Consider the following 23,459-nt stretch of genomic DNA (forward strand, 5'->3'; position numbering starts at 1 on the left):
TTCTCATCCTCCCACCCCGCCAATGGCATCGCCCAGGTGAAAAACGGGCAAATACATTGCCACCACCAGAATCCCGACCAGCGAGCCGGTTATCACCAGCATCATGGGTTCAAGATGCGCAGCCAGACTATCGGCTCGCTGATAGGTTTGCTCGCGATGATGATGCGCCAGGTTTTCCAGCATCTGATCCAGCGCTCCCGCGCTTTCCCCCGTGCGGATGAGCTGCAGGCACAGCGGTGTAAAACCGCCGCAGCGGCTTAACGCCTGCCAAATCGGCTCCCCCTGAACGATCAGCGCGCGGGCCTGTGCCAGACGCTGGCGCCATAGCGGGCACGACAGGGACTCTTCAACGCTTTGCAGCCCCTGCAGAAAGCTAATACCGGCGCTTTGGGTTAACGCCAGGATGGTGAAGATCAGGCTCAGCTGTTGTCCGCCGATCAGGGAGCCAATGAGAGGGAGCGCGTTAAGCAACCGCTGGCGGCGCAGCAACCAGTCGCTGCGCCGCCGGATCAGCTGGTTGAGCAGCAGCGGGCTCAGCAGCGAGGCCAGCAGCAGCGGCCAGCCGCGACTTAGCATGTCGCCTGCCGCAACGACCATCCGCGTCAACAGCGGTAACGGCGTACTGAACGTCTGGTAGATGGCGGTGAACTCGGGCAGGACAAAATAGAGCATCCCCAGCACCACCAACAGCGCCAGAGAGAGCACGATCAGCGGGTAGCGCAGCGCTTTTTTGACTTTGCTGGCGAGCCGCTGCTGCTCCTGCTGCTGATTCGCCAACTGCAGGCAGCAGATATCGAGCTTGCCCGTCAGTTCGCCGGTGCTAATCATCGCCAGATATAGTGGCGGAAAAGCCTGGGGCCACTGCGCCAGCGCGGCAGAGAACGCCACGCCCTGGGCCAGCTCGCGGCCTAGCGCCTCAAGCAGCGCCTGCCACTGGGCATGCGACTGCTGCTGCGCCAGCAGCGATAACCCTTCCGCCAGCGGCAGGCCGGCCTGCAGCAGGGTCGCCAGCTGGCGGATCGTTTCGCAACTGTAGCGCGGGTGCCAGAGGCTCTGCTTCACCGCACAGCGGCGTACGGCCAGCGGTATGACTCGCTGCTGTTGAAGGTGCTGCAGGACCTCCAGACGCTTGGTTTGCCATAGCATCCCCTGACAGGGGGCGCCCTGCACATCAATACCGCGCCAGCGCCAGAGACGCTTAGTCGCCATGGGGGATCCCCAGCACCCGCACCACCTCTTCGAGGCTGGTCAATCCCTGTTCGATAGCCTGACAGCCGCTTTCAAAAAGCGTCATCATCCCTGTGGCTCGCGCCAGAGATTCAATCTCAATGGCGTTAAGTCCCTGGACTATCCCCTGGCGTAGCCCGGGGGTAACAGGCAGCACTTCGAACAGCGCCAGCCGGCCGTAATATCCGTGGTAACAATGTTCGCAGCCCGCTGCCTGCCAGCGTGGCAGCGGGCGGGGCCACAGGCTGTGCGGCAGGTCGGCGGCGCTGCCGGCATTACGCCGACAGTGGGGACACAGCTTGCGGACCAGACGCTGGGCGATGACCAGCGAGAGCGCAGAGGAAATCATCCAGCGGGCGATGCCCATTTGCTGCAGGCGGGTCAGGGTTTCACTGGTGGAATTGGTGTGCAGGGTGGATAGCACCAGATGACCGGTCTGGGCGGCTTTGAGCGCGATTTCAGCGGTCTCGGCATCGCGGATCTCGCCCACCATGACAATATCCGGATCCTGGCGTAACAGGGCGCGCAGCACACTGTGAAAAGTGAGTCCGGCGCGGGGATTGATTTGCGTCTGGTTCATCCCGGCGATGGGGATCTCCAGTGGATCCTCCACGCTACAGATATTCACTTGCTCACGGTTTCTGGCCTGCAGGGCGCTGTAGAGGGTCACCGTTTTCCCGCTTCCGGTTGGGCCGGTGACCAGCAGCAGACCCTGCGGCTGGTTCAGCGCCTGGCGAAAGGCCGCCAGCTGGGAGGATGAGAGTCCGAGTGCTTCCAGATCCAGCGCCTGGTCAACCTGATGGAGAAGGCGCAGGACAATCTTTTCGCCATAGCGGCAGGGCAGAGTGGCGATGCGAAAAGAGAGCGGTCGTCCCGCAAGATTCAGCGCGAACTGGCCATCCTGCGGTAAACGGTGCTCGGCGATATCGAGACTGGCCAGGACCTTGAGTCGCGCGATAACCGGTGCGGCCAGTTCGGTAGCCAGCAACGGTAGGGCGTGAAGGACGCCATCGACCCGCAGGCGGATGCGTAAGTGCGTTTCCGTGGGCTCGATATGAATATCAGACGCCCGCTGACGCAGGGCCTGTTCGAGGATCTGGTTGACCCGTTCGGCGATATTTTCCGGCCCGTCGTTCTGCGCCAGTTGCGCCTGCTTTTCCTGGGCCTGCAGACGCTTATCCATCTGCTCCTGGCTCCAGCATTCAATGTCGATCCGCTTTTGCGTCGCGAAGCGTAGCGCCTCCATTAACTCCGCCGGCGGGGTATTAACCACCGCAATAGAGATTGTCTGTTCATCGCTATGCAGCAGCATGGCGTGGTAGCGACGGCAGAGAGGGATCAGCTGTTCTGTTTTCATGCATTCGCCCTCACTTCACCCGGAAAACGTCTTCGCAGGCCTGCTGAAGCGCGCTATTGCCGGTGATGGTGCAGACGCGCTGCCAGCCGGTGACGCCCTCGGCATTGTCCCAGGTCGGCGTCAGGGTGACCCCCAGTCCGTTCAGACTCTCCTGACCGGTGAGGGTGACGACCCCTTTGGCCACGCTCATGGCGGAGAGGTAGCGCGTGGTTGTCGGCGAGGGAATGCCGTTGCTGCCGCCGTCGCATGGCGTTAGGCCGCCATGATCGAGCGCGCAAAGTTCGATGGCTGTCCGGTAAGGGACAAAGGTCTGCAGCAGGTCGGTGAGGGCGGCTTTACGCAGGTAGTTCTGGTAGGCCGGGATGCCGATGGCGCTAAGAATGGCGATGATTCCGATAACCACCATCAGTTCAATCAGGGTAAAACCTCGTTGTTTATCCATAAGTCGCTCCTTGTTGTGACAGGAGCACTGTGAAGGGATTGAGGGGCGCAGGCGAGGGGGCGAAAACGATCCGGGAAAGCGGGTTCCAGGGTTTTTATCTGGATTTCATGGTGAGCACGGGCGACTGCGAGGCGGGCCGCAAATTCAGGCCTTCACGCCCGGAAGCGTGAAGGCCTGTTGCTCAGCGGAAGCGCATCGACAGGTCGAGCGCCTGCACATGTTTGGTCAGGGCGCCGACGGAAATATAGTCGACGCCGGTATCGGCGAATTCGCGGATGGTGTCAAAGGTAACGTTGCCGGAGACCTCCAGCGCCGCCTGGCCTGCGGTAATTTTCACCGCCTCGCGCATCAGGTCGGTGGTGAAGTTATCGAGCATAATGATATCGGCCCCGGCTTTTAACGCCTGCTCCAGTTCATCCAGGGTTTCCACTTCCACTTCCACCGGCACATCAGGATGCAGCCAGAACGCCTTTTCCACTGCCTGACGGATCGATCCGGAGGCGATAATGTGGTTTTCTTTAATCAGGAACGCGTCGAACAGGCCCAGTCGATGGTTGGCGCCGCCGCCGCAGAGTACCGCGTATTTCAGCGCGGTACGCAGCCCTGGCAGCGTTTTGCGCGTATCCAGCAGTTGGGTTTTGGTGCCGGCGAGCAGGTCGACATAGCGACGGACGACGCTGGCGACGCCGGAGAGGGTTTGCACAAAGTTCAGCGCCGTGCGTTCGCCGGTGAGCAGAATACGCGACGGGCCTTCCAATTCGAACAGCGGCTGGTCGGCTTTGACCGCATCGCCGTCGGCCACGTGCCAGGTGATATTCACGTCGTCACCGGCGAGCTGAATAAAGACCTCTTCCACCCAGCGTTTGCCACAGAAGACGCCATCTTCACGAGTAATGACCACCGCATGGGAGCGTGCATCCTGCGGCAATAATTGCGCGCTAATATCGTTGTTGGCGTCGACTTCGCCGCCCAGATCTTCCCGCAGGGAGTGTGCGACAGCATCGGTAATATCGAGATTAATACGTTCCAGCAGCACGTCACGGCGGCGGTCGGGGTTGTAACGACGAGGCGACATGATAAAGCTCCAGATAGATAAGATTCAGAAGTGGGAAACATGCTAACCTGAACGACGTTTCAGTACCATACACACTTCATCCTTTGGGCCGGCGTGTGGCCCGGAAGCATGAGTTCGCGAAAGGAGATCCCGCATGCAGTTGAACGAGGGGTGGTTGGTCGGCGCGCGTCGGGTTCCCTCGCCGCACCATGACTGCCGTCCGGATGAAGAGACCCCTTCCTTACTGGTGGTGCATAACATTAGCCTGCCACCGGGGGAATTTGGTGGTCCGTGGATTGATGCGCTGTTCACTGGTACCCTGGATCCGCACGCGCATCCTTTCTTTGCCGAGATTGCTCATCTGCGCGTTTCGGCGCATTGTCTGATTCGCCGTGATGGCGAAATCGTGCAGTATGTGCCTTTCGATAAGCGGGCGTGGCATGCGGGCGTCTCCTGTTATCAGGGACGCGAACGCTGCAATGACTTTTCCATCGGCATAGAGCTGGAAGGCACCGATACTCTGGCGTATACCGACGCGCAGTACCGGCAGCTGGCGGCGGTGACGGATCTGCTGATCGCGCTTTATCCGGCTATCGCCGAAAACATTGCGGGCCACAGCGATATCGCGCCCGTGCGGAAAACCGATCCAGGACCGGCCTTTGACTGGATAAAATACCGTGCGCTGCTCAGCGCCCCGTCAGAAAAGGAGACCTCATGACGCTGTTTACGACGCTGTTGGTGCTTATCGCCGAACGGCTGTTTAAGCTGGGCGAACACTGGCAGCTTGATCATCGGCTGGAGGTGGCGTTTCGCCGGATAAAACATTTCTCGTTACCGGGCACGCTGCTGATGACGCTGGTGGCTGTCGCGGTCGTGTATATCATTCAGCGTCTGCTGCAGGGGCAGCTGTTTAACATACCGCTGCTGGTGTTCTGGATTTTACTGGGCCTGCTATGCATTGGCGCCGGCAAAGTTCGGCTGCACTACCATGCCTATCTGAAAGCGGCGTCGCGCAATGACAGTCGCGCCTGCGATGCCATGGCCAGCGAGCTGACGCTGATTCACGGCGTGCCGCCGGGCTGTGATGAGCGTGAGTACCTTAGCGAACTGCAAAATGCGCTGCTGTGGATTAACTATCGATACTATCTGGCGCCGCTTTTCTGGTTTGTCGTGGGGGGTGCCTGGGGCCCGCTGACGCTTATCGCCTACAGCGTACTGCGCGCCTGGCAGACATGGCTGGCGCGCTACCAGACGCCGCACCACCGGTTGCAGTCCGGGATCGATGGTATCCTGCATATTGTGGACTGGCTGCCGGTGCGTCTGGTGGGGGTGGTCTATGCCCTGGTGGGCCATGGTGAAAAAGCGCTCCCGGCGTGGTTTGCTTCGCTGGGCGACCGCCATTCGTCGCAGTATCAGGTGTTGACCCGCCTGGCGCAGTATTCCCTGGCCCGTGAGCCGCACGTGGATAAAGTAGCGACGCCGAAGGCTGCGGTATCGATGGCTAAGAAGACTTCGCTGGTGGTAGTGGTGATTATGGCGCTGCTGACGATTTACGGTACCCTGGTTTAACGGCCTGAGCCCGCGCGCTGCCTGCCACGATGTACGTACCTGCGGGGCTTTTGTTGCCTGATGGCGGCTTCGCCTGACCCGGCCTGGAGAACCCGCGCCAGCGGGTAACATTCCGAACCGCTACAGCGTATCCGCCGGTGGAATACCGAAGTCGGGCATCCCGTCTTCCCGCCAGCTGACCAGCTTTAACCGCGTATGGCGATTGGGATCATACAGCGGGTCGCCTTCTATCTCGGTGTAATTCCGCGCGTGATACACCAGCACATCTTCCCCTTCCGGCGTTTGGGTAAAACTATTATGACCTGGGCCATACTGGCGGTTTTCATAGCTGGTGCGGAACACCGGCTGCGGAGCTTTATGCCAGTTTCCCGGCTGCAGCGGATCGGCCTGCCGGTCGATCCATAACAACCCCATGCAGTAGTTTTCATCGGTGGCGCTGGCGGAATAGCTGATAAATAGCTTATCGCCATGCATCAGTACCGCAGGCCCTTCGTTGACCTTAAATCCCCGGCACTCCCAGTCGAACTCCGGCTTGCTCAGCATGACCGGCTCGCCTTTTAACGTCCACGGGTTAGCCATTTCGGCGAGATACAGGTTTGAGTTGCCTTCGATATGCGGGGATTTTTGCGCCCACAGATACCAGCGTTTCCCCTGATGGGTAAAAGTGGTGGCATCGAGGGCGAAGGTATCGAAAGGCGTGACCACCTGGCCTTTTTCCTGCCAGCGGCCGGTCAGCGGATCGCTGTCAGCGCACTCGAGAACGAACATGCGATGCTGGAACATCCCCAGCGCATCCAGATCGTGAGTATGGGTGGCGGCAAAATAGATATACCACTTACCGTCTATTTCATGCAGCTCCGGCGCCCAAATCAGTTGGCTCATCGGCCCGCTTTGCGGCGCGCGCCAAACCACGACCGGCTCAGCATCGCGTAATCCTTCAAGGGTTACCGCGCGCCGGATCTCCAGCCGGTCGTATTCCGGCACCGAGGCAATAAAGTAGTAGTGGCTAAGATGGCGCAGGATAAAGGGGTCTGCACGCTGTTCAATAAAGGGGTTTGGCCAGTTGTTCATCAGGCTTTCCTTACGTGTTCACTGGTTTTCAGTTCCTGGTATTCGTTCAGCTCGCTGTAGTTGCTGCGGCGCTTCTCCAGATCGCTCTGAATCTGGCGCATCAGGGTACGGTCAACCTTCAGCAGGCGCACCACGCCGGCGGTGATCAGATAGCCGACGCCGGGAATGACTGAGAATAGCAGCACGATACCGTTCAGCGCGGAGGCGCTTTGCGCTTTCGCGCCGGCGTCGTAGCCGTACCATGACAGCAGGAAACCGACCATTGCCCCGGCGACCGCCAGGCCGACCTTCAGGAAGAACAGATTACCGGAGAAGCTGATACCGGTGATGCGCTTGCCGGTTTTCCATTCGCCGTAGTCATCAACGTCGGACATTAGCGACCAGTGTAGCGGGGAAGGGATTTGATGCAGAATGTTGAGCAGGAAGTAGAGCACCATAATCAGCGTGGTGGCGTGTGGATTAAAGAAATAGAAGGCGCAGGAGAACACGGCCAGCACGATATTGGTCCAGAAGAAAACCTGCAGTTTGCACCAGCGGTCGGTCAGGACTTTCGCCAGCATGCTGCCAATCATCATCCCAACTACGCCGAGGCTGATAAACAGGGTGGCAAAATGGGTGCTTTGTCCCATCACCCAGGTGACGTAGTACATGGTGGCGGCCATGCGGATAAAGCCCGGACAGACGTTGCACAGCGTGAGCAGCAGGATGCGCACCCACTGGTCATTTTTCCAGACGTCTTTCAGATCTTTTTTCAGTTCGTCATTCGTCTGCACCGCCGGGCGGATACGTTCGCGCACGGTGGCGAAGCAGAACAGGAACATACACATACCGATAAAGGCCAGCACGGTCATCGCCATCTGGTAGCCCTTCGCTTTATCGGCGCCGCCGAACCAGTCGGCCATTGGCAGCAGCGTCAATGACAGCAGGAGCGTGGCGATACCCACCATGACGAAACGATAAGACTGGCAGGCAACACGCTCTTTCGGATCGGCGGTCATCACCGTTCCCAGCGAGCAGTAGGGAATATTAATCGCGGTATAGGTAATCGACAGCAGAAAGTAGGTCACAAACGCATAGATGACTTTGCTATTGTAGGTCCACTCAGGAGTGGTGAACATCAGGACGCTGAACAGGGCGTAGGGGAAGGCGATCCACAGCAGCCATGGACGAAAGCGACCATATTTACTACGGGTGCGGTCGGCAAGAGCGCCCATGATAGGGTCGGTTACCGCATCGATGACTCGCACCGAGAGCAGAAGTACGCCGACCAGCGCCGGCGCCAGTCCGAATATATCAGTGTAAAAATAGTTCACAAACAGCATGATGGCGCCAAAGATAATATTGCATCCGGCATCACCCATCCCGTAACCAATCTTTTCTCTTATTGAAAGCGTGTTCTCTGCCATGTGCGGTCTCTCCGTTGCAGTATGGAGAGAATTATTGGCTGCGGTTGGCAGAAATACGTTGCAGGAACTCGTTGACGATATGGATAAATAAGCTATGGAGGGGAAAGTGTGAAGCAGATAACAATGCTCTGCACCCATTATTCAGGGGAGGGCGCAGAGCAAAGTGAAGTATTGATGAGATGTATTATTGTGCTTTTATGGTGGCGGCGGCTTTCTCTTTAAACAGGTAGCCCACGCCCAGCACCGCAATCCATACCGGGATCAGCCAGACGGAAATCGCCATCCCCGGGGTCATCAGCATAATCACCAGCACCGCCGCCATAAACAGCAGGCACAGCCAGTTGCCCAGCGGATAGAAGAGGGCCGGGAAACGCGTGACCACGCCCTGCTGCTTTTTGGCGCGACGGAATTTCATATGCGCGAGGCTGATCATCGCCCAGTTGATGACCAGGGCTGAGACCACCAGCGCCATCAGCAGACCGAAAGCAGATTCAGGCGCCAGGTAGTTGATCAGCACGCACAGCGCAGTGACCAGGGCCGAGACGAGAATGGTATTCACCGGCACGCCGCGTTTGTCGACGCTGAGCAGCGCTTTTGGCGCGTTGCCCTGCTGAGCAAGGCCGAACAGCATACGGCTGTTGCAGTACACGCAGCTGTTATAAACCGACAGCGCTGCCGTCAGCACCACCACGTTCAGAGCGTTTGCCACCAGCGTATCGCCAAGTTCATGGAAGATCAGGACGAACGGACTGGTGTCCGCGGTGACGCGGGTCCACGGCAGCAGGGAGAGCAGCACCGCCAGCGAACCAACATAGAAGATCAGAATACGGTAAATAACCTGATTGGTGGCTTTAGGAATGCTTTGCTCCGGATTATCCGCTTCCGCGGCGGTGATCCCCACCAGCTCCAGGCCGCCAAAGGAGAACATGATGATCGCCATCATCATCACCAGCCCGTAAAAGCCGTGCGGCAGGAAGCCCCCCTGGTCCCACAGGTTACGTACCGTCGCCTGCGGGCCGCCGTTGCCGCTGAACAGCAGCCAGCCGCCGAACAAAATCATCGCTACTACGGCGACCACTTTGATAATCGCGAACCAGAATTCCATTTCACCGAACACTTTGACATTGGTCAGGTTAATGGCGTTGATTGCGATGAAGAAGACCGCCGCCGAGGCCCAGGTAGGGATTTCCGGCCACCAGAACTGGATATATTTGCCAACGGCGGTCAGTTCCGCCATGGCCACCAGGACATACAGTACCCAGTAGTTCCAGCCGGAGGCGAAGCCGGCAAAACCGCCCCAGTATTTGTAAGCAAAGTGGCTAAATGAGCCGGCCACCGGCTCTTCCACCACCATTTCGCCCAGCTGACGCATGATCAGGAAAGCGATAAAACCGGCGATAGCGTAACCAAGAATGATACCCGGGCCGGCGGACTGAATGACGGACGCGCTCCCCAGAAACAGGCCGGTGCCGATAGCCCCGCCCAGCGCGATGAGCTGAATGTGACGGTTTTTCAGGCCGCGCTTCAGCCGATCGCCGTGCTGTTGACCTTCCATATGAAACCTCGTGTGTGGTTATTTTTTGTGTACGTCATCCGTCAGGTTGCTGCTTCACTGCTGTCCCTGCCTGAAAGCATAGCCAGCGAAAATTTGGGCGAAGTGGCCCACTTTTTACCTGAGTGATGGCGCGCACATATTGTTGTGTTTGTGTATTTTGGAACTTCCGTTTCTGTATTGTTTTGTTTACGGAAGGCTGTGTGGTAATTCCGAAAAAGGCCTTTCGTCTCCGGCAGAATAGTGGTAAGCGCGTTTGAATGCACCTGCTTTATGAAGGGATGATGACGATGTGTCTAAAAAGACATCAATAGTCACAATCTGTCGTATTTTGATGCATGCTGCTTTGTCATTTTTTATTCACTGTAAATGACTCTATATTCATTTATTGCAGCGTTGAATCGGTTCAGAAAGCGTTATTTTTCGTTTCTATAAAGTTAAGGCTACCTCTTTGTGAGTAAACGTAACATTTGTGCAAGGTTACATTTCTGAAATGTTATTTCTGTAAGGTTGTTAAAATGTCCCGGGTTTACTGATTTCAATCAAAACCTGTATGGACAGAAGGTGAATACTTTGTTACTTTAGCGCTACGAACTTTAAATTGGTAAGACCAATTGACTCCGGGCTAATGGCAGAGACAGGGAATATGGCCTACAGCAAAATCCGCCAACCAAAATTATCCGATGTGATAGAGCAGCAGCTGGAGTTTCTGATTCTTGAGGGGACCTTGCGCCCCGGTGAAAAACTCCCGCCAGAACGCGAACTGGCTAAACAGTTCGACGTTTCCCGCCCCTCGCTGCGTGAGGCGATTCAACGCCTCGAAGCCAAGGGCTTGTTGCTTCGTCGTCAGGGAGGTGGAACGTTTGTTCAGAGCCGCCTGTGGCAGAGCTTCAGCGATCCGCTGGTTGAGCTGCTGTCCGATCACCCTGAATCCCAATTCGATTTGCTTGAGACCCGTCACGCGCTGGAAGGCATCGCGGCCTATTACGCGGCGCTGCGCAGCAATGATGAGGATCGCGACCGTATCCGTGAGCTGCATCAGGCTATTGAACGCGCTCAGCAGTCGGGCGATTTGGACGCTGAGTCCGGCGCCGTCGTCCAGTATCAAATCGCCGTCACCGAGGCGGCACACAATGTGGTGTTGCTTCATCTGCTAAGGTGTATGGAGCCGATGTTGGCGCAAAACGTGCGTCAGAACTTTGAATTGCTGTATGCCCGGCGGGAAATGCTCCCGTTGGTCAGCAACCATCGCACTCGCATTTTCGAGGCGATAATGGCCGGGGAGCCGGAGCAGGCGCGTGAAGCGTCGCACCGTCACCTGGCGTTCATTGAGGAAATTTTGCTGGATCGTAGTCGTGAGCAGAGCCGTCGAGAGCGCTCACTGCGTCGTTTACAGCAACGAAAGGACGAGAACTCCGGTTCTTAAGCGCCATTTTTAGAGCGCGGCAACTAAACGCAGAACCTGTCTTATTGAATTTTTGGTTGTTCCAGCGTGAAGAACGAAGAGTTCAATGGGACAGGTTCCAGATTAATCAACGATTAGATAGATAAGGAATACCCCCATGTCAGAACGTTTACACAATGACGTGGATCCGATCGAAACTCGCGACTGGCTACAGGCGATCGAATCGGTCATCCGTGAAGAAGGTGTTGAGCGCGCTCAGTATCTGATTGACCAACTCCTTTCTGAAGCCCGTAAAGGCGGAGTGAAGGTTGCTGCAGGCGCTTCCGCCGGCAACTACGTCAACACTATTGCCGTTGAAGATGAGCCGGAATACCCGGGCAATCTGGATCTGGAACGTCGTATTCGTTCTGCGATTCGCTGGAACGCCATCATGACCGTTCTGCGCGCGTCGAAAAAAGATCTCGAACTGGGCGGCCACATGGCGTCCTATCAGTCTTCCGCGACCTTCTACGAAGTCTGTTTCAACCACTTCTTCCGTGCGCGCACTGAGAAAGATGGCGGCGATCTGGTGTACTTCCAGGGTCACATCTCTCCGGGCGTATATGCACGTGCGTTCCTGGAAGGCCGTCTGACCGAAGAGCAGATGGACAACTTCCGCCAGGAAGTTCACGGCAAGGGTCTGTCCTCTTATCCGCACCCGAAACTGATGCCGGAATTCTGGCAGTTCCCGACCGTATCCATGGGTCTGGGGCCGTTGGGCGCTATCTATCAGGCCAAATTCCTGAAATATCTGGAACACCGCGGTCTGAAAGACACCTCCGAACAAACCGTTTACGCCTTCCTGGGCGACGGCGAGATGGATGAGCCGGAATCAAAAGGCGCTATCACCATCGCCACCCGTGAAAAACTGGACAACCTGGTCTTCGTCATCAACTGCAACCTGCAGCGTCTGGACGGCCCGGTCACCGGTAACGGCAAAATCATTAACGAACTGGAAGGCATCTTCGGTGGTGCTGGCTGGAACGTTATCAAGGTTATCTGGGGCGGCCGTTGGGATGAGCTGCTGCGTAAAGACACCAGCGGTAAGCTGATTCAGCTGATGAACGAAACCGTTGACGGCGACTACCAGACCTTCAAATCCAAAGACGGCGCTTACGTTCGTGAGCACTTCTTCGGCAAATATCCGGAAACCGCTGCCCTGGTCGCTGACTGGACTGACGAGCAGATCTGGGCTCTGAACCGCGGTGGTCACGATCCGAAGAAAGTCTACGCTGCATTGAAGAAAGCGCAGGAGACCAAAGGTCAGCCGACCGTGATCCTGGCGCATACCATTAAAGGTTATGGTATGGGCGATACCGCTGAAGGTAAGAACATCGCGCACCAGGTTAAGAAAATGAACATGGACGGTGTTCGCTACGTCCGCGATCGTTTCAATGTGCCGGTGGCGGATGCCGATCTCGAAAAACTGCCGTACGTAACCTTCCCGGAAGGTTCCGAAGAGCACACTTACCTGCACGCTCAGCGTCAGAAGCTGAACGGCTATCTGCCGACTCGTCAGCCGAAGTTCACTGAGAAACTCGAGCTGCCGACCCTGGCCGACTTCAGCGCGCTGCTGGAAGAGCAAAACAAAGAAATCTCTACCACTATCGCTTTCGTTCGCGCCCTGAACGTGATGCTGAAGAACAAGTCGATCAAAGATCGTCTGGTGCCGATCATCGCCGACGAAGCGCGTACCTTCGGTATGGAAGGTCTGTTCCGTCAGATCGGTATTTACAGCCCGAACGGCCAGCAGTATACCCCGCAGGACCGTGAGCAGGTTGCTTACTACAAAGAAGACGAGAAAGGCCAGATTCTGCAGGAAGGGATCAACGAGCTGGGCGCAGGCGCATCCTGGCTGGCTGCTGCGACCTCTTACAGCACCAACAACCTGCCGATGATCCCGTTCTACATCTACTACTCGATGTTCGGCTTCCAGCGTATCGGCGATCTGTGCTGGGCGGCTGGCGATCAGCAGGCTCGCGGCTTCCTGATTGGCGGGACTTCCGGTCGTACTACCCTGAACGGCGAAGGTCTGCAGCACGAAGATGGTCACAGCCACATTCAGTCGCTGACTATCCCGAACTGTATCTCTTACGACCCGGCGTACGCCTATGAAGTGGCTGTCATCATGCATGATGGTCTGGTCCGTATGTACGGCGAAGCGCAAGAGAACGTTTACTACTACATCACTACGCTGAACGAAAACTACCACATGCCGGCCATGCCGGAAGGCGCCGAGGAAGGTATCCGTAAAGGTATCTACAAACTCGAAACCATCGAAGGTAGCAAAGGTAAAGTTCAGCTGCTGGGCTCCGGTTCTATCCTGCGTCACGTGCGTGAAGCAGCGCAGATCCTGGCGAAAGACTACGGCGTGGGTTCCGACGTGTATAGCGTTACCTCCTTCACCGAACTGGCGCGTGATGGCCAGGATTGCGAACGCTGGAACATGCTGCACCCGCTGGAAACCCCGCGCGTGCCGTATATCGCTCAGGTAATGAACGACGCTCCGGCAGTGGCATCCACTGACTATATGAAACTGTTCGCTGAGCAGGTTCGTACTTACGTACCGGCTGATGATTACCGCGTACTGGGTACCGATGGCTTCGGTCGTTCCGACAGCCGTGAAAACCTGCGTCACCACTTCGAAGTCGATGCTTCCTATGTGGTCGTAGCAGCGCTGGGCGAACTGGCTAAACGTGGTGAAATCGATAAGAAAGTGGTGGCTGACGCTATCGCGAAATTCGACATCGATGCAGAAAAAGTTAACCCGCGTCTGGCGTAAGAGGTAAAAGAATAATGGCTATCGAAATCAAAGTACCGGACATCGGGGCTGATGAAGTTGAAATCACCGAGATCCTGGTCAAAGTTGGCGACAAAGTAGAAGCTGAACAGTCGCTGATCACCGTAGAAGGCGACAAAGCCTCTATGGAGGTCCCGTCTCCGCAGGCTGGCGTCGTGAAAGAGATTAAAGTCTCCGTCGGCGACAAAACCGAGACTGGCAAACTGATTATGATTTTCGATTCCGCCGAGGGTGCAGCCGCCGCTGCACCTGCGCAGGAAGAGAAGAAAGAAGCCGCTCCGGCCGCCGCTGCTCCAGCGGCTGCCGCGGCAGCGAAAGAAGTTCACGTCCCGGATATCGGCGGCGATGAAGTCGAAGTCACCGAGATCATGGTTAAAGTGGGCGACACCATCGCCGCTGAGCAATCCCTGATCACCGTAGAAGGCGATAAAGCCTCTATGGAAGTTCCGGCGCCGTTCGCCGGTACCGTCAAAGAGATCAAAATCAATACCGGCGATAAAGTTTCCACCGGCTCCCTGATTATGATCTTCGAAGTGGCGGGCGCTGCGCCTGCAGCCGCTCCGGCACAGGCTGCCGCGCCGGCTGCTGCGGCTCCGGCTGCCGCAGCAGGCGTGAAAGATGTTAACGTCCCGGACATCGGCGGCGACGAAGTTGAAGTCACCGAAGTGATGGTTAAAGTCGGCGATAAAGTCGCGGCGGAACAGTCCCTGATCACCGTAGAGGGCGACAAAGCCTCTATGGAAGTTCCGGCGCCGTTCGCGGGTACCGTTAAAGAGATCAAAATCAGCACCGGCGATAAAGTCAAAACCGGTTCCCTGATCATGGTCTTCGAAGTGGAAGGCGCTGCGCCTGCCGCCGCTCCGGCTCAGGCTGCTGCCCCGGCACCAGCTGCTGCCCCGGCTCAGGCCGCTAAGCCTGCCGCTGCGCCGGCTGCGAAAGCAGAAGGTAAAAGCGAATTCGCTGAAAACGATGCCTACGTTCACGCGACCCCGCTGATTCGCCGCCTGGCGCGCGAGTTCGGTGTTAACCTGGCGAAAGTGAAAGGCACCGGCCGTAAAGGTCGTATCCTGCGCGAAGACGTTCAGGCCTACGTGAAAGACGCGGTTAAACGCGCTGAATCCGCACCGGCGGCTGCCGCTGGCGGCGGTATCCCGGGCATGCTGCCGTGGCCGAAGGTTGACTTCAGCAAGTTTGGCGAAGTCGAAGAAGTGGAGCTGGGTCGTATCCAGAAAATCTCTGGCGCCAACCTGAGCCGTAACTGGGTGATGATCCCGCACGTTACCCACTTCGACAAAACCGATATCACCGATCTGGAAGCGTTCCGCAAGCAGCAGAATGCCGAAGCTGAGAAGCGTAAACTGGACGTGAAATTCACTCCAGTGGTCTTCATCATGAAAGCGGTTGCCGCTGCGCTTGAGCAGATGCCGCGCTTCAACAGCTCGCTCTCCGAAGATGGTCAGCGCCTGACGCTGAAGAAATACATCAACATCGGTGTGGCGGTGGATACCCCGAACGGTCTGGTGGTTCCGGTCTTCAAAGACGTGAACAAGAAGAGCATCACCGAGCTGTCTCGTGAATTGACCACCATCTCGAAGAAAGCGCGCGATGGCAAACTGACGGCTGGCGAAATGCAGGGCGGTTGCTTCACCATCTCCAGCATCGGCGGCCTGGGTACCACCCACTTCGCGCCGATTGTTAACGCGCCGGAAGTGGCCATCCTCGGCGTGTCTAAGTCCGCGATGGAGCCGGTATGGAATGGTAAAGAGTTTGTGCCGCGCCTGATGCTGCCGATCTCTCTGTCCTTCGACCACCGCGTCATCGACGGTGCTGATGGTGCCCGCTTCATTACCATCATTAACAACACCCTGAGCGACATTCGCCGCCTGGTGATGTAATCGAAAAAGCCGGCCTGACGGCCGGCTTTTTTCTGATAACCTCAGGCTGTTGGGGATTATCAGCAACAAAGGACAAAATCGTTTGCCGTTTGTTGTTTAAAAATTGTTAACAATTTTGTAAAATACACGCGGATAGAACGTCCCGGTGGACTTGGGCGTAAGAATAATAGCGTCAGACCCGCCGGATATAAATTACAGAGGTCATGATGAGTACTGAAATCAAAACTCAGGTCGTGGTACTTGGGGCAGGCCCCGCAGGTTACTCTGCAGCCTTCCGTTGCGCTGATTTAGGTCTGGAAACCGTCATCGTAGAACGTTACAGCACCCTCGGTGGTGTTTGTCTGAACGTGGGTTGTATCCCTTCTAAAGCGCTGCTGCACGTGGCAAAAGTTATCGAAGAAGCGAAAGCGCTGGCCGAACACGGCATCGTTTTCGGCGAACCGAAAACTGACATTGACAAGATCCGCACCTGGAAAGAAAAAGTCATCACTCAGCTGACCGGTGGTCTGGCTGGCATGGCCAAAGGTCGTAAAGTGAAGGTGGTTAACGGTCTGGGTAAATTTACCGGCGCTAACACCCTGGAAGTGGAAGGCGAAAACGGCAAAACCGTGATCAACTTCGACAACGCTATCATCGCGGCGGGTTCCCGTCCGATTCAGCTGCCGTTTATCCCGCATGAAGATCCGCGCGTATGGGACTCCACCGACGCGCTGGAACTGAAATCTGTACCGAAACGCATGCTGGTGATGGGCGGCGGTATCATCGGTCTGGAAATGGGTACCGTATACCATGCGCTGGGTTCAGAGATTGACGTGGTGGAAATGTTCGACCAGGTTATCCCGGCTGCCGACAAAGACGTGGTGAAAGTCTTCACCAAACGCATCAGCAAGAAATTTAACCTGATGCTGGAAACCAAAGTGACTGCCGTTGAAGCGAAAGAAGACGGTATTTACGTTTCCATGGAAGGTAAAAAAGCACCGGCGGAAGCGCAGCGTTACGACGCAGTGCTGGTCGCTATCGGCCGCGTACCGAATGGTAAAAACCTCGATGCAGGTAAAGCGGGCGTGGAAGTTGACGATCGCGGCTTCATCCGCGTTGACAAACAAATGCGCACCAACGTGCCGCACATCTTTGCTATCGGCGATATCGTCGGTCAGCCGATGCTGGCGCACAAAGGTGTCCATGAAGGCCACGTTGCCGCAGAAGTTATCTCCGGTCTGAAACACTACTTCGATCCGAAAGTGATCCCATCCATCGCCTACACTGAACCAGAAGTGGCATGGGTCGGTCTGACCGAGAAAGAAGCGAAAGAGAAAGGCATCAGCTACGAAACCGCCACCTTCCCGTGGGCTGCTTCCGGCCGTGCTATCGCTTCTGACTGCGCAGACGGTATGACCAAACTGATCTTCGACAAAGAGACCCACCGTGTTATCGGCGGCGCGATTGTCGGCACCAACGGCGGCGAGCTGCTGGGTGAGATCGGCCTGGCTATCGAGATGGGCTGTGACGCTGAAGACATCGCCCTGACCATCCACGCTCACCCGACTCTGCACGAGTCCGTTGGCCTGGCGGCGGAAGTGTTCGAAGGCAGCATCACCGACCTGCCAAACGCCAAAGCGAAGAAAAAGTAACTTTTTCTTTCAGGAAAAAAGCATAAGCGGCTCCGGGAGCCGCTTTTTTTATGCCTGATGTTTAGAACTATGTCACTGTTCATAAACCGCTACACCTCATACATACTTTGAAAATAGTCACTCAGTAAACTTATAGGTAGTTAATGATATCGATGAGGTGTGAGATGAAACGCTTTTTAACCACAGCGCTGGTCGCTGCAACGTTTTTTACCGGTGTGGCTTGCGCCGCTGACGCCAACATTCCCTGGGCGGACAACAGCGGCGGTACGGAAACGACCCACATTGCGGCGATGGGCCAGGATCTGAATGCCCAGCATCAGCAGGTGACGAAGACCAATGAAGGGGTATGGGCGGCGAATTCCGGTAGCATCAGCGCTGACGAAGCGGCATTATCCAGTACAAAACCAGCCTTTGCCGGCGATCCTTCTCTGATGCCTCACCAGGGCTAAGTGAATGAAAACGCCCGGTTGCGTGAGTGCAACCGGGCGTTTTTTTTAAGGTTCTGCCACCTGCCAGCCGGCGTCAGCGTCGGGGGTAAAGCGCGTTATCTCCTGTGCCTTTGCGGCGCTCTCTTCACCGAGATTGGCCTGATAGACCCTATCCTGTTGATCGATCATAAAGCTCATCACGCCGGTTTCACCCCAGGCTATCGGCCAGGCCAGCAAGGCGACGCTCTGGTCATCGCGACCGGCGATAATTCGAAAGCGATAGCCATGGTAGCCGCTACCGGGCACCGTCGGGCTAAAGGCCGGACCGAGCGGGCTTGGCGCTTCGCCCGGCGAAGTTGGCCAGTACAAGCCATCTTTTTTGCCTTCGCTACTGATGATTTTCTGCGCCCAGCGGTGGTTCAGATGATAATAGTCCTGCTGGGCATCAACATAGGCATGCATGGCGGCGATCGCCGAAAGCTCATTGCGGCCGATGGCGCGGGTGAGGATCTCCTCTTCGCCAGCGGCCATATCAAAGCGCCATCCCTCAGACGTTTTTACGATAGGCACGGGCAGACGCCATGCCTCGCTACCGACATCGAGCCAGGCTTTGTCACCCTGCAGGATGATGACATGTTTCACCTGCCAGTCGCGTTGAAAGCGATCGACGGCGGCAGGGTCGATCCCGTCCGTGGGTAAAAACTGCTGCCAGTTATCGCCGAGTACTTCGCTCAGCGCGGCTTCATTAGGCTGGCTGATCGCTTCGGCCAGCGCAGCTGCGGCCTGTTCCGGCGTGGCAAACTGCTGTTGGGCGAAGGCGGCAAGCGGCGACAGCATTAACGTAAACAGGGCAACGGATAATGGGTTTCTCATTCTGCTCATCCTTAGCGGCGACGCAGTTCATGGTGTTCGGAAAGACGTTCTCTGGCGCCATCGCGTAACTCGCGGTTTACGCCGGAAAACTGGCGGCTCTGCAGTCCTCGTTCCTGCTGCGCTTGCCAGGAGGGGGCGCGGCTTTCGTTGCCGCTAAGGGCGTTGGCGCGCAGATGGCTGAGCGTCTGCTGACGCTGGGCTGGCGTGGCGGACTGGAACTGCTGCCGGCGCTGCTGCTGCTGAGGTGTGCGGTTCTGCTCGTGGCTCCTGGCGGCTTCTCGACGCTGCTGTTGCTGCGGCGTGGGGTTTTTCAGCTGCGTTTTTGCCGCCTCGCGACGCTGCTGTTGGGTCGGCGTACTGTCGTAACCGCGGTAATTACTGCGTTGGGTGGCTTGCTTCAGCTGCGCCGAGGCCGCCTGACGCTGGGCGTCGCGTGAGGTGTTGTTTGCCGCCAGATTGCCCGCTGTGGCCGTCGGTACGTTATGCTGCAGCTGGGTCATCGCTGCCTGGCGCTGCGCTTCGCGATCGACTGGCGCATGTTGGGTCGTGCTCAGTCCGCCGGAAACGTTGGTCTGATGGAAGCGCTGAGCTACCGTATTATCGGGATACGGTGTGTGTCCGCGATAGGCAGGATTGTGCTGCCAGTTAACCTGGTTTCCCGGCAGGTTTTCTCCTGTTATATGATTGAAATTATTTACATTAATATTGATGTTATCGCCATTATGCGAGTAATCGCCGTGGTGGTAGTCGTCATCGTGATGGTGATGGTCATCATCATCCCAGTCGATACTGCTGAACAGCGCCCAGGTGGTGGCCACGCCGAGGCTGTACCCGAAGCCTTTGACGAAGCTATCGGTAAATTGCTCCCCGGGAGGGGGCGGCAGATAGACCGGCGGATAGGCGCTGTTCGGCCAGGTACCATAGACGGTGGAGGGGTTATAGCTGGGAACATAGACCACCTGTGGATTGGTCGGCTCTATTTTAATGACCTGCGTGGGCGCAGGCGCCGCTGTGTGGGCGGTTGCGGTTGCTGCCGTGCTGCTGCTGGCTGAAACCGGTGCGGCAGGGGTGACAATCACTTTCTGCTGCGTTGTGGATTTCAGCGTCCCGGTTTGTTGGGCAATGGCGCGCAGGCGCTGCACTGAATCCATCACATCATGCGGCTGGGCCAAAAACGCATTGCCAAGATTTTCCACCCAGGGCGGATTCTCGCCCATCATCGCCAGCAGGGCAGGGAAAGCGACAAGAGATTTGACGCTAGGGTCCCACGGCTGGCTGGCAACCGCCTGCACGGCCGCATCCCCTTTCATCGCGGGGTTATCCTGGGACCACTGGACCGCCTGCAGGACGTTGTCGGGATAAGTGGAGGCCATCAACACCTGCGACAGCAGACTGTCCGGGTAGAGCGCGATAGGGGCGACCCACTGATCAATTTGCGCCTGGGTGTAAGTGGCGGCCACCGGCTGTGTCGTCGACGCTGCGGGCGCTGGAGCTTGCTGCGCAGGCGGTTCAGCGATCGTCGCTGGGGTTCGGCTTTGCACATAGAGTGTTCCTGCCGCCGCGAGTAAGCCAGCGCTACAGAGCAGGGCGATAATATGGGGGTTGAACGGCAGTGACATGGAAACTCCTGACCCAAAAAGTAACCCATCTCGCTAAAGTATCTGCGAAAACGGCGCGTTTGCTGAGTATAAGTAAGCGGTATGGCTTTTTATTGATTATTGTTGGGATCGGCCCGTGGCGTTGTACGCGGAAAGGAATTTTTGTCGTGGGATTTGAACAGAAAGCCTGCAATATCCTGCCCTTAACGATTCAGCTAAATTTTAATGTTGCTTTTTTGTAAACAGATTAACACCTTTCAAAAATCCTGCTATGCTGCCGACGCGGTATCGGGCATTTACCCTACAAACTGCTGTCTCACAGGAGCGTGAAGAAAATCGCCCAGCCACTAAATCCTTCAAGATGCGTCACGCGGCAAGCTAAGCCAGGACAGAGGCAGATTGATTGAAGACGTGTAGGCCGCATTATGACAATGAGAGCGAGGAGAACCGTCGTGCTAGAAGAATACCGTAAGCACGTAGCTGAGCGTGCCGCCATGGGGATTGTTGCCAAACCCTTAGATGCAACCCAAATGGCCGCGCTGGTAGAACTGCTGAAAAACCCGCCTGCGGGCGAAGAAGAATTCCTGTTAGACCTGCTGATTAACCGTGTACCGCCGGGCGTCGACGAAGCCGCCTATGTTAAAGCTGGATTCCTTGCCGCGATCGCCAAAGGCGAAGCGACCTCCCCCCTGGTTACCCCTGAAAAAGCCGTTGAACTGCTGGGCACCATGCAGGGCGGTTACAATATCCATCCGCTGATCGATGCGCTGGACGACGCGAAACTGGCGCCGATTGCCGCGAAAGCGCTCTCCCACACCCTGCTGATGTTCGATAACTTCTACGACGTGGAAGAGAAAGCTAAAGCGGGTAACGAGCATGCTAAACAGGTTATGCAATCCTGGGCTGACGCCGAATGGTTCCTGAACCGTCCGCAGCTGGCAGAGAAAATCACTGTTACCGTCTTCAAGGTCACCGGCGAAACGAACACCGATGATCTCTCTCCGGCGCCGGATGCGTGGTCGCGCCCAGACATCCCGCTGCATGCGCTGGCAATGCTCAAAAACCCCCGCGAAGGCATTGAGCCGGATCAGCCGGGCGTGGTTGGCCCAATCAAACAGATCGAAGCCCTGCAGCAGAAAGGCTACCCGCTGGCCTACGTCGGCGACGTGGTCGGGACCGGTTCTTCACGTAAATCCGCCACCAACTCGGTGCTGTGGTTTATGGGCGACGATATCCCGAACGTGCCGAACAAGCGCGGCGGCGGCCTGTGTCTGGGCGGTAAAATCGCGCCAATTTTCTTCAACACCATGGAAGATGCGGGCGCGCTGCCTATCGAAGTTGATGTGTCTAACCTGAACATGGGCGACGTAATCGACGTTTACCCGTTCAAAGGCGAAGTGCGTAACCACGAGACCAACGAACTGCTGGCCAGCTTCGAGCTGAAAACCGATGTGCTGATCGACGAAGTGCGCGCCGGCGGCCGTATTCCGCTGATCATCGGTCGCGGTCTGACCACCAAAGCGCGTGAAGCGCTGGGCCTACCGCACAGCGATGTCTTCCGTCAGGCGAAAGACGTGGCGGAAAGCACCCGCGGCTTCTCGCTGGCGCAGAAAATGGTTGGCCGCGCCTGCGGCGTTGCCGGTATCCGTCCGGGCGCTTATTGCGAACCGAAAATGACCTCCGTCGGTTCTCAGGACACCACCGGTCCAATGACCCGTGATGAGCTGAAAGACCTGGCGTGCCTGGGCTTCTCTGCAGACCTGGTGATGCAGTCCTTCTGCCACACCGCGGCCTACCCGAAGCCGGTTGACGTTACCACGCACCACACTCTGCCGGACTTCATCATGAACCGCGGCGGTGTTTCTCTGCGTCCGGGCGATGGCGTGATTCACTCCTGGTTGAACCGCATGCTGCTGCCGGATACCGTGGGTACCGGCGGTGACTCCCACACCCGTTTCCCAATCGGCATCTCCTTCCCGGCAGGCTCTGGTCTGGTGGCCTTCGCCGCCGCGACCGGCGTGATGCCGCTGGATATGCCGGAATCGGTGCTGGTGCGTTTCAAAGGTAAAATGCAGCCGGGGATCACCCTGCGTGACCTGGTCCACGCCATCCCGCTGTACGCCATCAAGCAGGGCCTGCTGACCGTGGAGAAGAAAGGTAAGAAAAACATCTTCTCTGGTCGCATCCTCGAGATCGAAGGTCTGCCGGATCTGAAAGTCGAGCAGGCGTTCGAGTTGACCGATGCCTCGGCGGAGCGTTCTGCCGCCGGCTGCACCATCAAGCTGAATAAAGAGCCGATCGTTGAGTATCTGAACTCCAACATCGTTCTGCTGAAGTGGATGATCGCCGAAGGCTACGGCGACCGCCGTACCCTGGAGCGTCGTATCCAGGGCATGGAAAAATGGCTGGCGGATCCGCAGCTGCTGGAAGCCGATGCTGACGCGGAATACGCGGCAGTGATCGACATCGATCTGGCGGATATTAAAGAGCCGATTCTGTGCGCGCCGAACGATCCGGACGATGCCCGCCTGCTGTCTGATGTGCAGGGCGAGAAGATCGACGAAGTGTTCATCGGCTCCTGCATGACCAACATCGGCCACTTCCGTGCCGCCGGTAAGCTGCTGGATAGCCACAAAGGCCAACTGCCGACTCGCCTGTGGGTGGCGCCGCCAACCCGTATGGATGCCGCGCAGCTGACCGAAGAAGGCTACTATAGCGTGTTTGGTAAGAGCGGGGCGCGTATCGAAATCCCTGGCTGTTCCCTGTGTATGGGTAACCAGGCGCGCGTGGCCGACGGCGCGACGGTGGTTTCCACCTCTACCCGTAACTTCCCGAACCGTTTAGGTACCGGCGCTAACGTCTATCTGGCCTCTGCCGAACTGGCAGCGGTGGCTTCGCTGCTCGGCAAACTGCCGACGCCGGAAGAGTACCAGACCTTCGTGGCGCAGGTGGATAAGACGGCGGAAGATACCTACCGTTATCTGAACTTCAACCAGCTGGATCAGTACACTGAAAAAGCTGACGGCGTGATCTTCCAGACCGCGGTGTAAACCATTCGGTCAGCTCGGCTGACCGTTTGGCGATAAACTCTCCAATGCCCGGTGAACATTGC

General features: G+C 57.1%; 17 protein-coding genes. 8 read left to right on the forward strand and 9 right to left on the reverse strand.

Annotated features, from left to right (window positions below; genetic code table 11):
• Positions 1 to 3: 3 nt before the first annotated feature.
• From hofC to nadC, 4 genes are all read right to left on the reverse strand, one after another.
• The gene (gene hofC / locus DR88_RS22030) at positions 4 to 1,209 is read right to left on the reverse strand and encodes a protein transport protein HofC (RefSeq protein WP_004147085.1); all 1,206 of its coding nucleotides are present in this window, start codon (positions 1,207 to 1,209) and stop codon (positions 4 to 6) included.
• Positions 1,199 to 2,584, reverse strand: coding sequence for a type II secretion system protein GspE (gspE, locus tag DR88_RS22025; protein ID WP_004147086.1), 1,386 nt, complete (start codon positions 2,582 to 2,584; stop codon positions 1,199 to 1,201). Before gspE ends, hofC begins: the two co-directional genes overlap by 11 nt.
• Positions 2,585 to 2,594: 10 nt before the next feature.
• Positions 2,595 to 3,026, reverse strand: coding sequence for a prepilin peptidase-dependent pilin (ppdD, locus tag DR88_RS22020; protein ID WP_002888683.1), 432 nt, complete (start codon positions 3,024 to 3,026; stop codon positions 2,595 to 2,597).
• 181 nt (positions 3,027 to 3,207) lie between these two features.
• Positions 3,208 to 4,101 carry a carboxylating nicotinate-nucleotide diphosphorylase gene (gene nadC, locus DR88_RS22015; RefSeq protein ID WP_002888684.1) on the reverse strand — a complete coding sequence of 298 codons (894 nt, stop codon included), beginning with the start codon at positions 4,099 to 4,101 and terminating at the stop codon, positions 3,208 to 3,210.
• A 133-nt stretch (positions 4,102 to 4,234) separates the two neighbouring features.
• On the opposite strand from nadC, the gene ampD reads away from it, so the two are divergent.
• Together ampD and ampE are read left to right on the forward strand one after the other, a co-directional pair.
• Positions 4,235 to 4,798, forward strand: a complete 564-nt coding sequence (ampD, locus tag DR88_RS22010; RefSeq protein ID WP_002888692.1) for a 1,6-anhydro-N-acetylmuramyl-L-alanine amidase AmpD — start codon at positions 4,235 to 4,237, stop codon at positions 4,796 to 4,798.
• Positions 4,795 to 5,649 (forward strand): beta-lactamase regulator AmpE, encoded by an 855-nt coding sequence (ampE, locus tag DR88_RS22005; RefSeq protein ID WP_004177406.1) that lies wholly within the window; start codon positions 4,795 to 4,797, stop codon positions 5,647 to 5,649. The genes ampD and ampE overlap by 4 nt, the downstream gene beginning before the upstream one ends.
• A 120-nt stretch (positions 5,650 to 5,769) precedes the next feature.
• Here ampE and DR88_RS22000 read toward each other — a convergent pair whose 3' ends face one another.
• The 3 genes from DR88_RS22000 to aroP form a co-directional block, all read right to left on the reverse strand.
• Positions 5,770 to 6,720: a glycoside hydrolase family 43 protein gene (locus DR88_RS22000; RefSeq protein ID WP_004147088.1), complete on the reverse strand. Its 951-nt coding sequence runs from the start codon at positions 6,718 to 6,720 to the stop codon at positions 5,770 to 5,772.
• Positions 6,720 to 8,126, reverse strand: coding sequence for a glycoside-pentoside-hexuronide (GPH):cation symporter (locus DR88_RS21995; protein ID WP_004145929.1), 1,407 nt, complete (start codon positions 8,124 to 8,126; stop codon positions 6,720 to 6,722). The genes DR88_RS22000 and DR88_RS21995 overlap by 1 nt, the downstream gene beginning before the upstream one ends.
• Positions 8,127 to 8,310: 184 nt before the next feature.
• Complete coding sequence (aroP, locus tag DR88_RS21990; RefSeq protein WP_004147090.1) at positions 8,311 to 9,681, reverse strand: aromatic amino acid transporter AroP; 1,371 nt, start codon at positions 9,679 to 9,681, stop codon at positions 8,311 to 8,313.
• A gap of 643 nt (positions 9,682 to 10,324) precedes the next feature.
• Between aroP and pdhR the strand changes: the two genes are divergently transcribed.
• From pdhR to DR88_RS21965, 5 genes are all read left to right on the forward strand, one after another.
• On the forward strand, positions 10,325 to 11,104 hold the full coding sequence (gene pdhR / locus DR88_RS21985; RefSeq protein ID WP_002888699.1) for a pyruvate dehydrogenase complex transcriptional repressor PdhR: 780 nt from the start codon (positions 10,325 to 10,327) through the stop codon (positions 11,102 to 11,104).
• A 136-nt stretch (positions 11,105 to 11,240) separates the two neighbouring features.
• Positions 11,241 to 13,904, forward strand: a complete 2,664-nt coding sequence (aceE, locus tag DR88_RS21980) for a pyruvate dehydrogenase (acetyl-transferring), homodimeric type (protein WP_002888700.1) — start codon at positions 11,241 to 11,243, stop codon at positions 13,902 to 13,904.
• Positions 13,905 to 13,918: 14 nt separating this feature from the next.
• Positions 13,919 to 15,817 (forward strand): pyruvate dehydrogenase complex dihydrolipoyllysine-residue acetyltransferase, encoded by a 1,899-nt coding sequence (gene aceF / locus DR88_RS21975; RefSeq protein WP_004147092.1) that lies wholly within the window; start codon positions 13,919 to 13,921, stop codon positions 15,815 to 15,817.
• 206 nt (positions 15,818 to 16,023) lie between these two features.
• A complete protein-coding gene (gene lpdA, locus DR88_RS21970; protein ID WP_002888731.1) occupies positions 16,024 to 17,448 on the forward strand; it encodes a dihydrolipoyl dehydrogenase in 1,425 nt (474 codons plus the stop codon).
• A gap of 164 nt (positions 17,449 to 17,612) precedes the next feature.
• Positions 17,613 to 17,897: a hypothetical protein gene (locus DR88_RS21965; RefSeq protein WP_002888732.1), complete on the forward strand. Its 285-nt coding sequence runs from the start codon at positions 17,613 to 17,615 to the stop codon at positions 17,895 to 17,897.
• Positions 17,898 to 17,942: 45 nt separating this feature from the next.
• On the opposite strand, the gene DR88_RS21960 is transcribed toward DR88_RS21965, so the two are convergent.
• On the reverse strand, positions 17,943 to 18,749 hold the full coding sequence (locus DR88_RS21960) for a DUF2950 family protein (RefSeq protein WP_009309253.1): 807 nt from the start codon (positions 18,747 to 18,749) through the stop codon (positions 17,943 to 17,945).
• An 11-nt stretch (positions 18,750 to 18,760) separates the two neighbouring features.
• The gene (locus tag DR88_RS21955) at positions 18,761 to 20,368 is read right to left on the reverse strand and encodes a DUF3300 domain-containing protein (protein WP_004147095.1); all 1,608 of its coding nucleotides are present in this window, start codon (positions 20,366 to 20,368) and stop codon (positions 18,761 to 18,763) included.
• A gap of 431 nt (positions 20,369 to 20,799) precedes the next feature.
• Here DR88_RS21955 and acnB point away from each other — a divergent pair, with 431 nt between their 5' ends.
• A complete protein-coding gene (gene acnB, locus DR88_RS21950) occupies positions 20,800 to 23,397 on the forward strand; it encodes a bifunctional aconitate hydratase 2/2-methylisocitrate dehydratase (protein WP_002888735.1) in 2,598 nt (865 codons plus the stop codon).
• Positions 23,398 to 23,459 lie beyond the last annotated feature (62 nt).

It is taken from the genome of Klebsiella pneumoniae (genome assembly GCF_000742135.1).
Classification (GTDB): domain Bacteria; phylum Pseudomonadota; class Gammaproteobacteria; order Enterobacterales; family Enterobacteriaceae; genus Klebsiella; species Klebsiella pneumoniae.

Excerpts from the sequence above, each read along its gene's own strand:
- hofC (WP_004147085.1), bottom strand. The coding sequence starts at position 1,209 with ATGGCGACTAAGCGTCTCTGGCGCTGGCGCGGTATTGATGTGCAGGGC.
- ppdD (WP_002888683.1), bottom strand. The coding sequence starts at position 3,026 with ATGGATAAACAACGAGGTTTTACCCTGATTGAACTGATGGTGGTTATC.
- pdhR (WP_002888699.1), top strand. The coding sequence starts at position 10,325 with ATGGCCTACAGCAAAATCCGCCAACCAAAATTATCCGATGTGATAGAG.
- DR88_RS21965 (WP_002888732.1), top strand. The coding sequence starts at position 17,613 with ATGAAACGCTTTTTAACCACAGCGCTGGTCGCTGCAACGTTTTTTACC.
- aroP (WP_004147090.1), bottom strand. The coding sequence starts at position 9,681 with ATGGAAGGTCAACAGCACGGCGATCGGCTGAAGCGCGGCCTGAAAAAC.
- lpdA (WP_002888731.1), top strand. The coding sequence starts at position 16,024 with ATGAGTACTGAAATCAAAACTCAGGTCGTGGTACTTGGGGCAGGCCCC.
- DR88_RS21955 (WP_004147095.1), bottom strand. The coding sequence starts at position 20,368 with ATGTCACTGCCGTTCAACCCCCATATTATCGCCCTGCTCTGTAGCGCT.
- DR88_RS21960 (WP_009309253.1), bottom strand. The coding sequence starts at position 18,749 with ATGAGAAACCCATTATCCGTTGCCCTGTTTACGTTAATGCTGTCGCCG.
- ampE (WP_004177406.1), top strand. The coding sequence starts at position 4,795 with ATGACGCTGTTTACGACGCTGTTGGTGCTTATCGCCGAACGGCTGTTT.
- DR88_RS22000 (WP_004147088.1), bottom strand. The coding sequence starts at position 6,720 with ATGAACAACTGGCCAAACCCCTTTATTGAACAGCGTGCAGACCCCTTT.
- DR88_RS21995 (WP_004145929.1), bottom strand. The coding sequence starts at position 8,126 with ATGGCAGAGAACACGCTTTCAATAAGAGAAAAGATTGGTTACGGGATG.
- gspE (WP_004147086.1), bottom strand. The coding sequence starts at position 2,584 with ATGAAAACAGAACAGCTGATCCCTCTCTGCCGTCGCTACCACGCCATG.
- ampD (WP_002888692.1), top strand. The coding sequence starts at position 4,235 with ATGCAGTTGAACGAGGGGTGGTTGGTCGGCGCGCGTCGGGTTCCCTCG.
- aceF (WP_004147092.1), top strand. The coding sequence starts at position 13,919 with ATGGCTATCGAAATCAAAGTACCGGACATCGGGGCTGATGAAGTTGAA.
- nadC (WP_002888684.1), bottom strand. The coding sequence starts at position 4,101 with ATGTCGCCTCGTCGTTACAACCCCGACCGCCGCCGTGACGTGCTGCTG.
- aceE (WP_002888700.1), top strand. The coding sequence starts at position 11,241 with ATGTCAGAACGTTTACACAATGACGTGGATCCGATCGAAACTCGCGAC.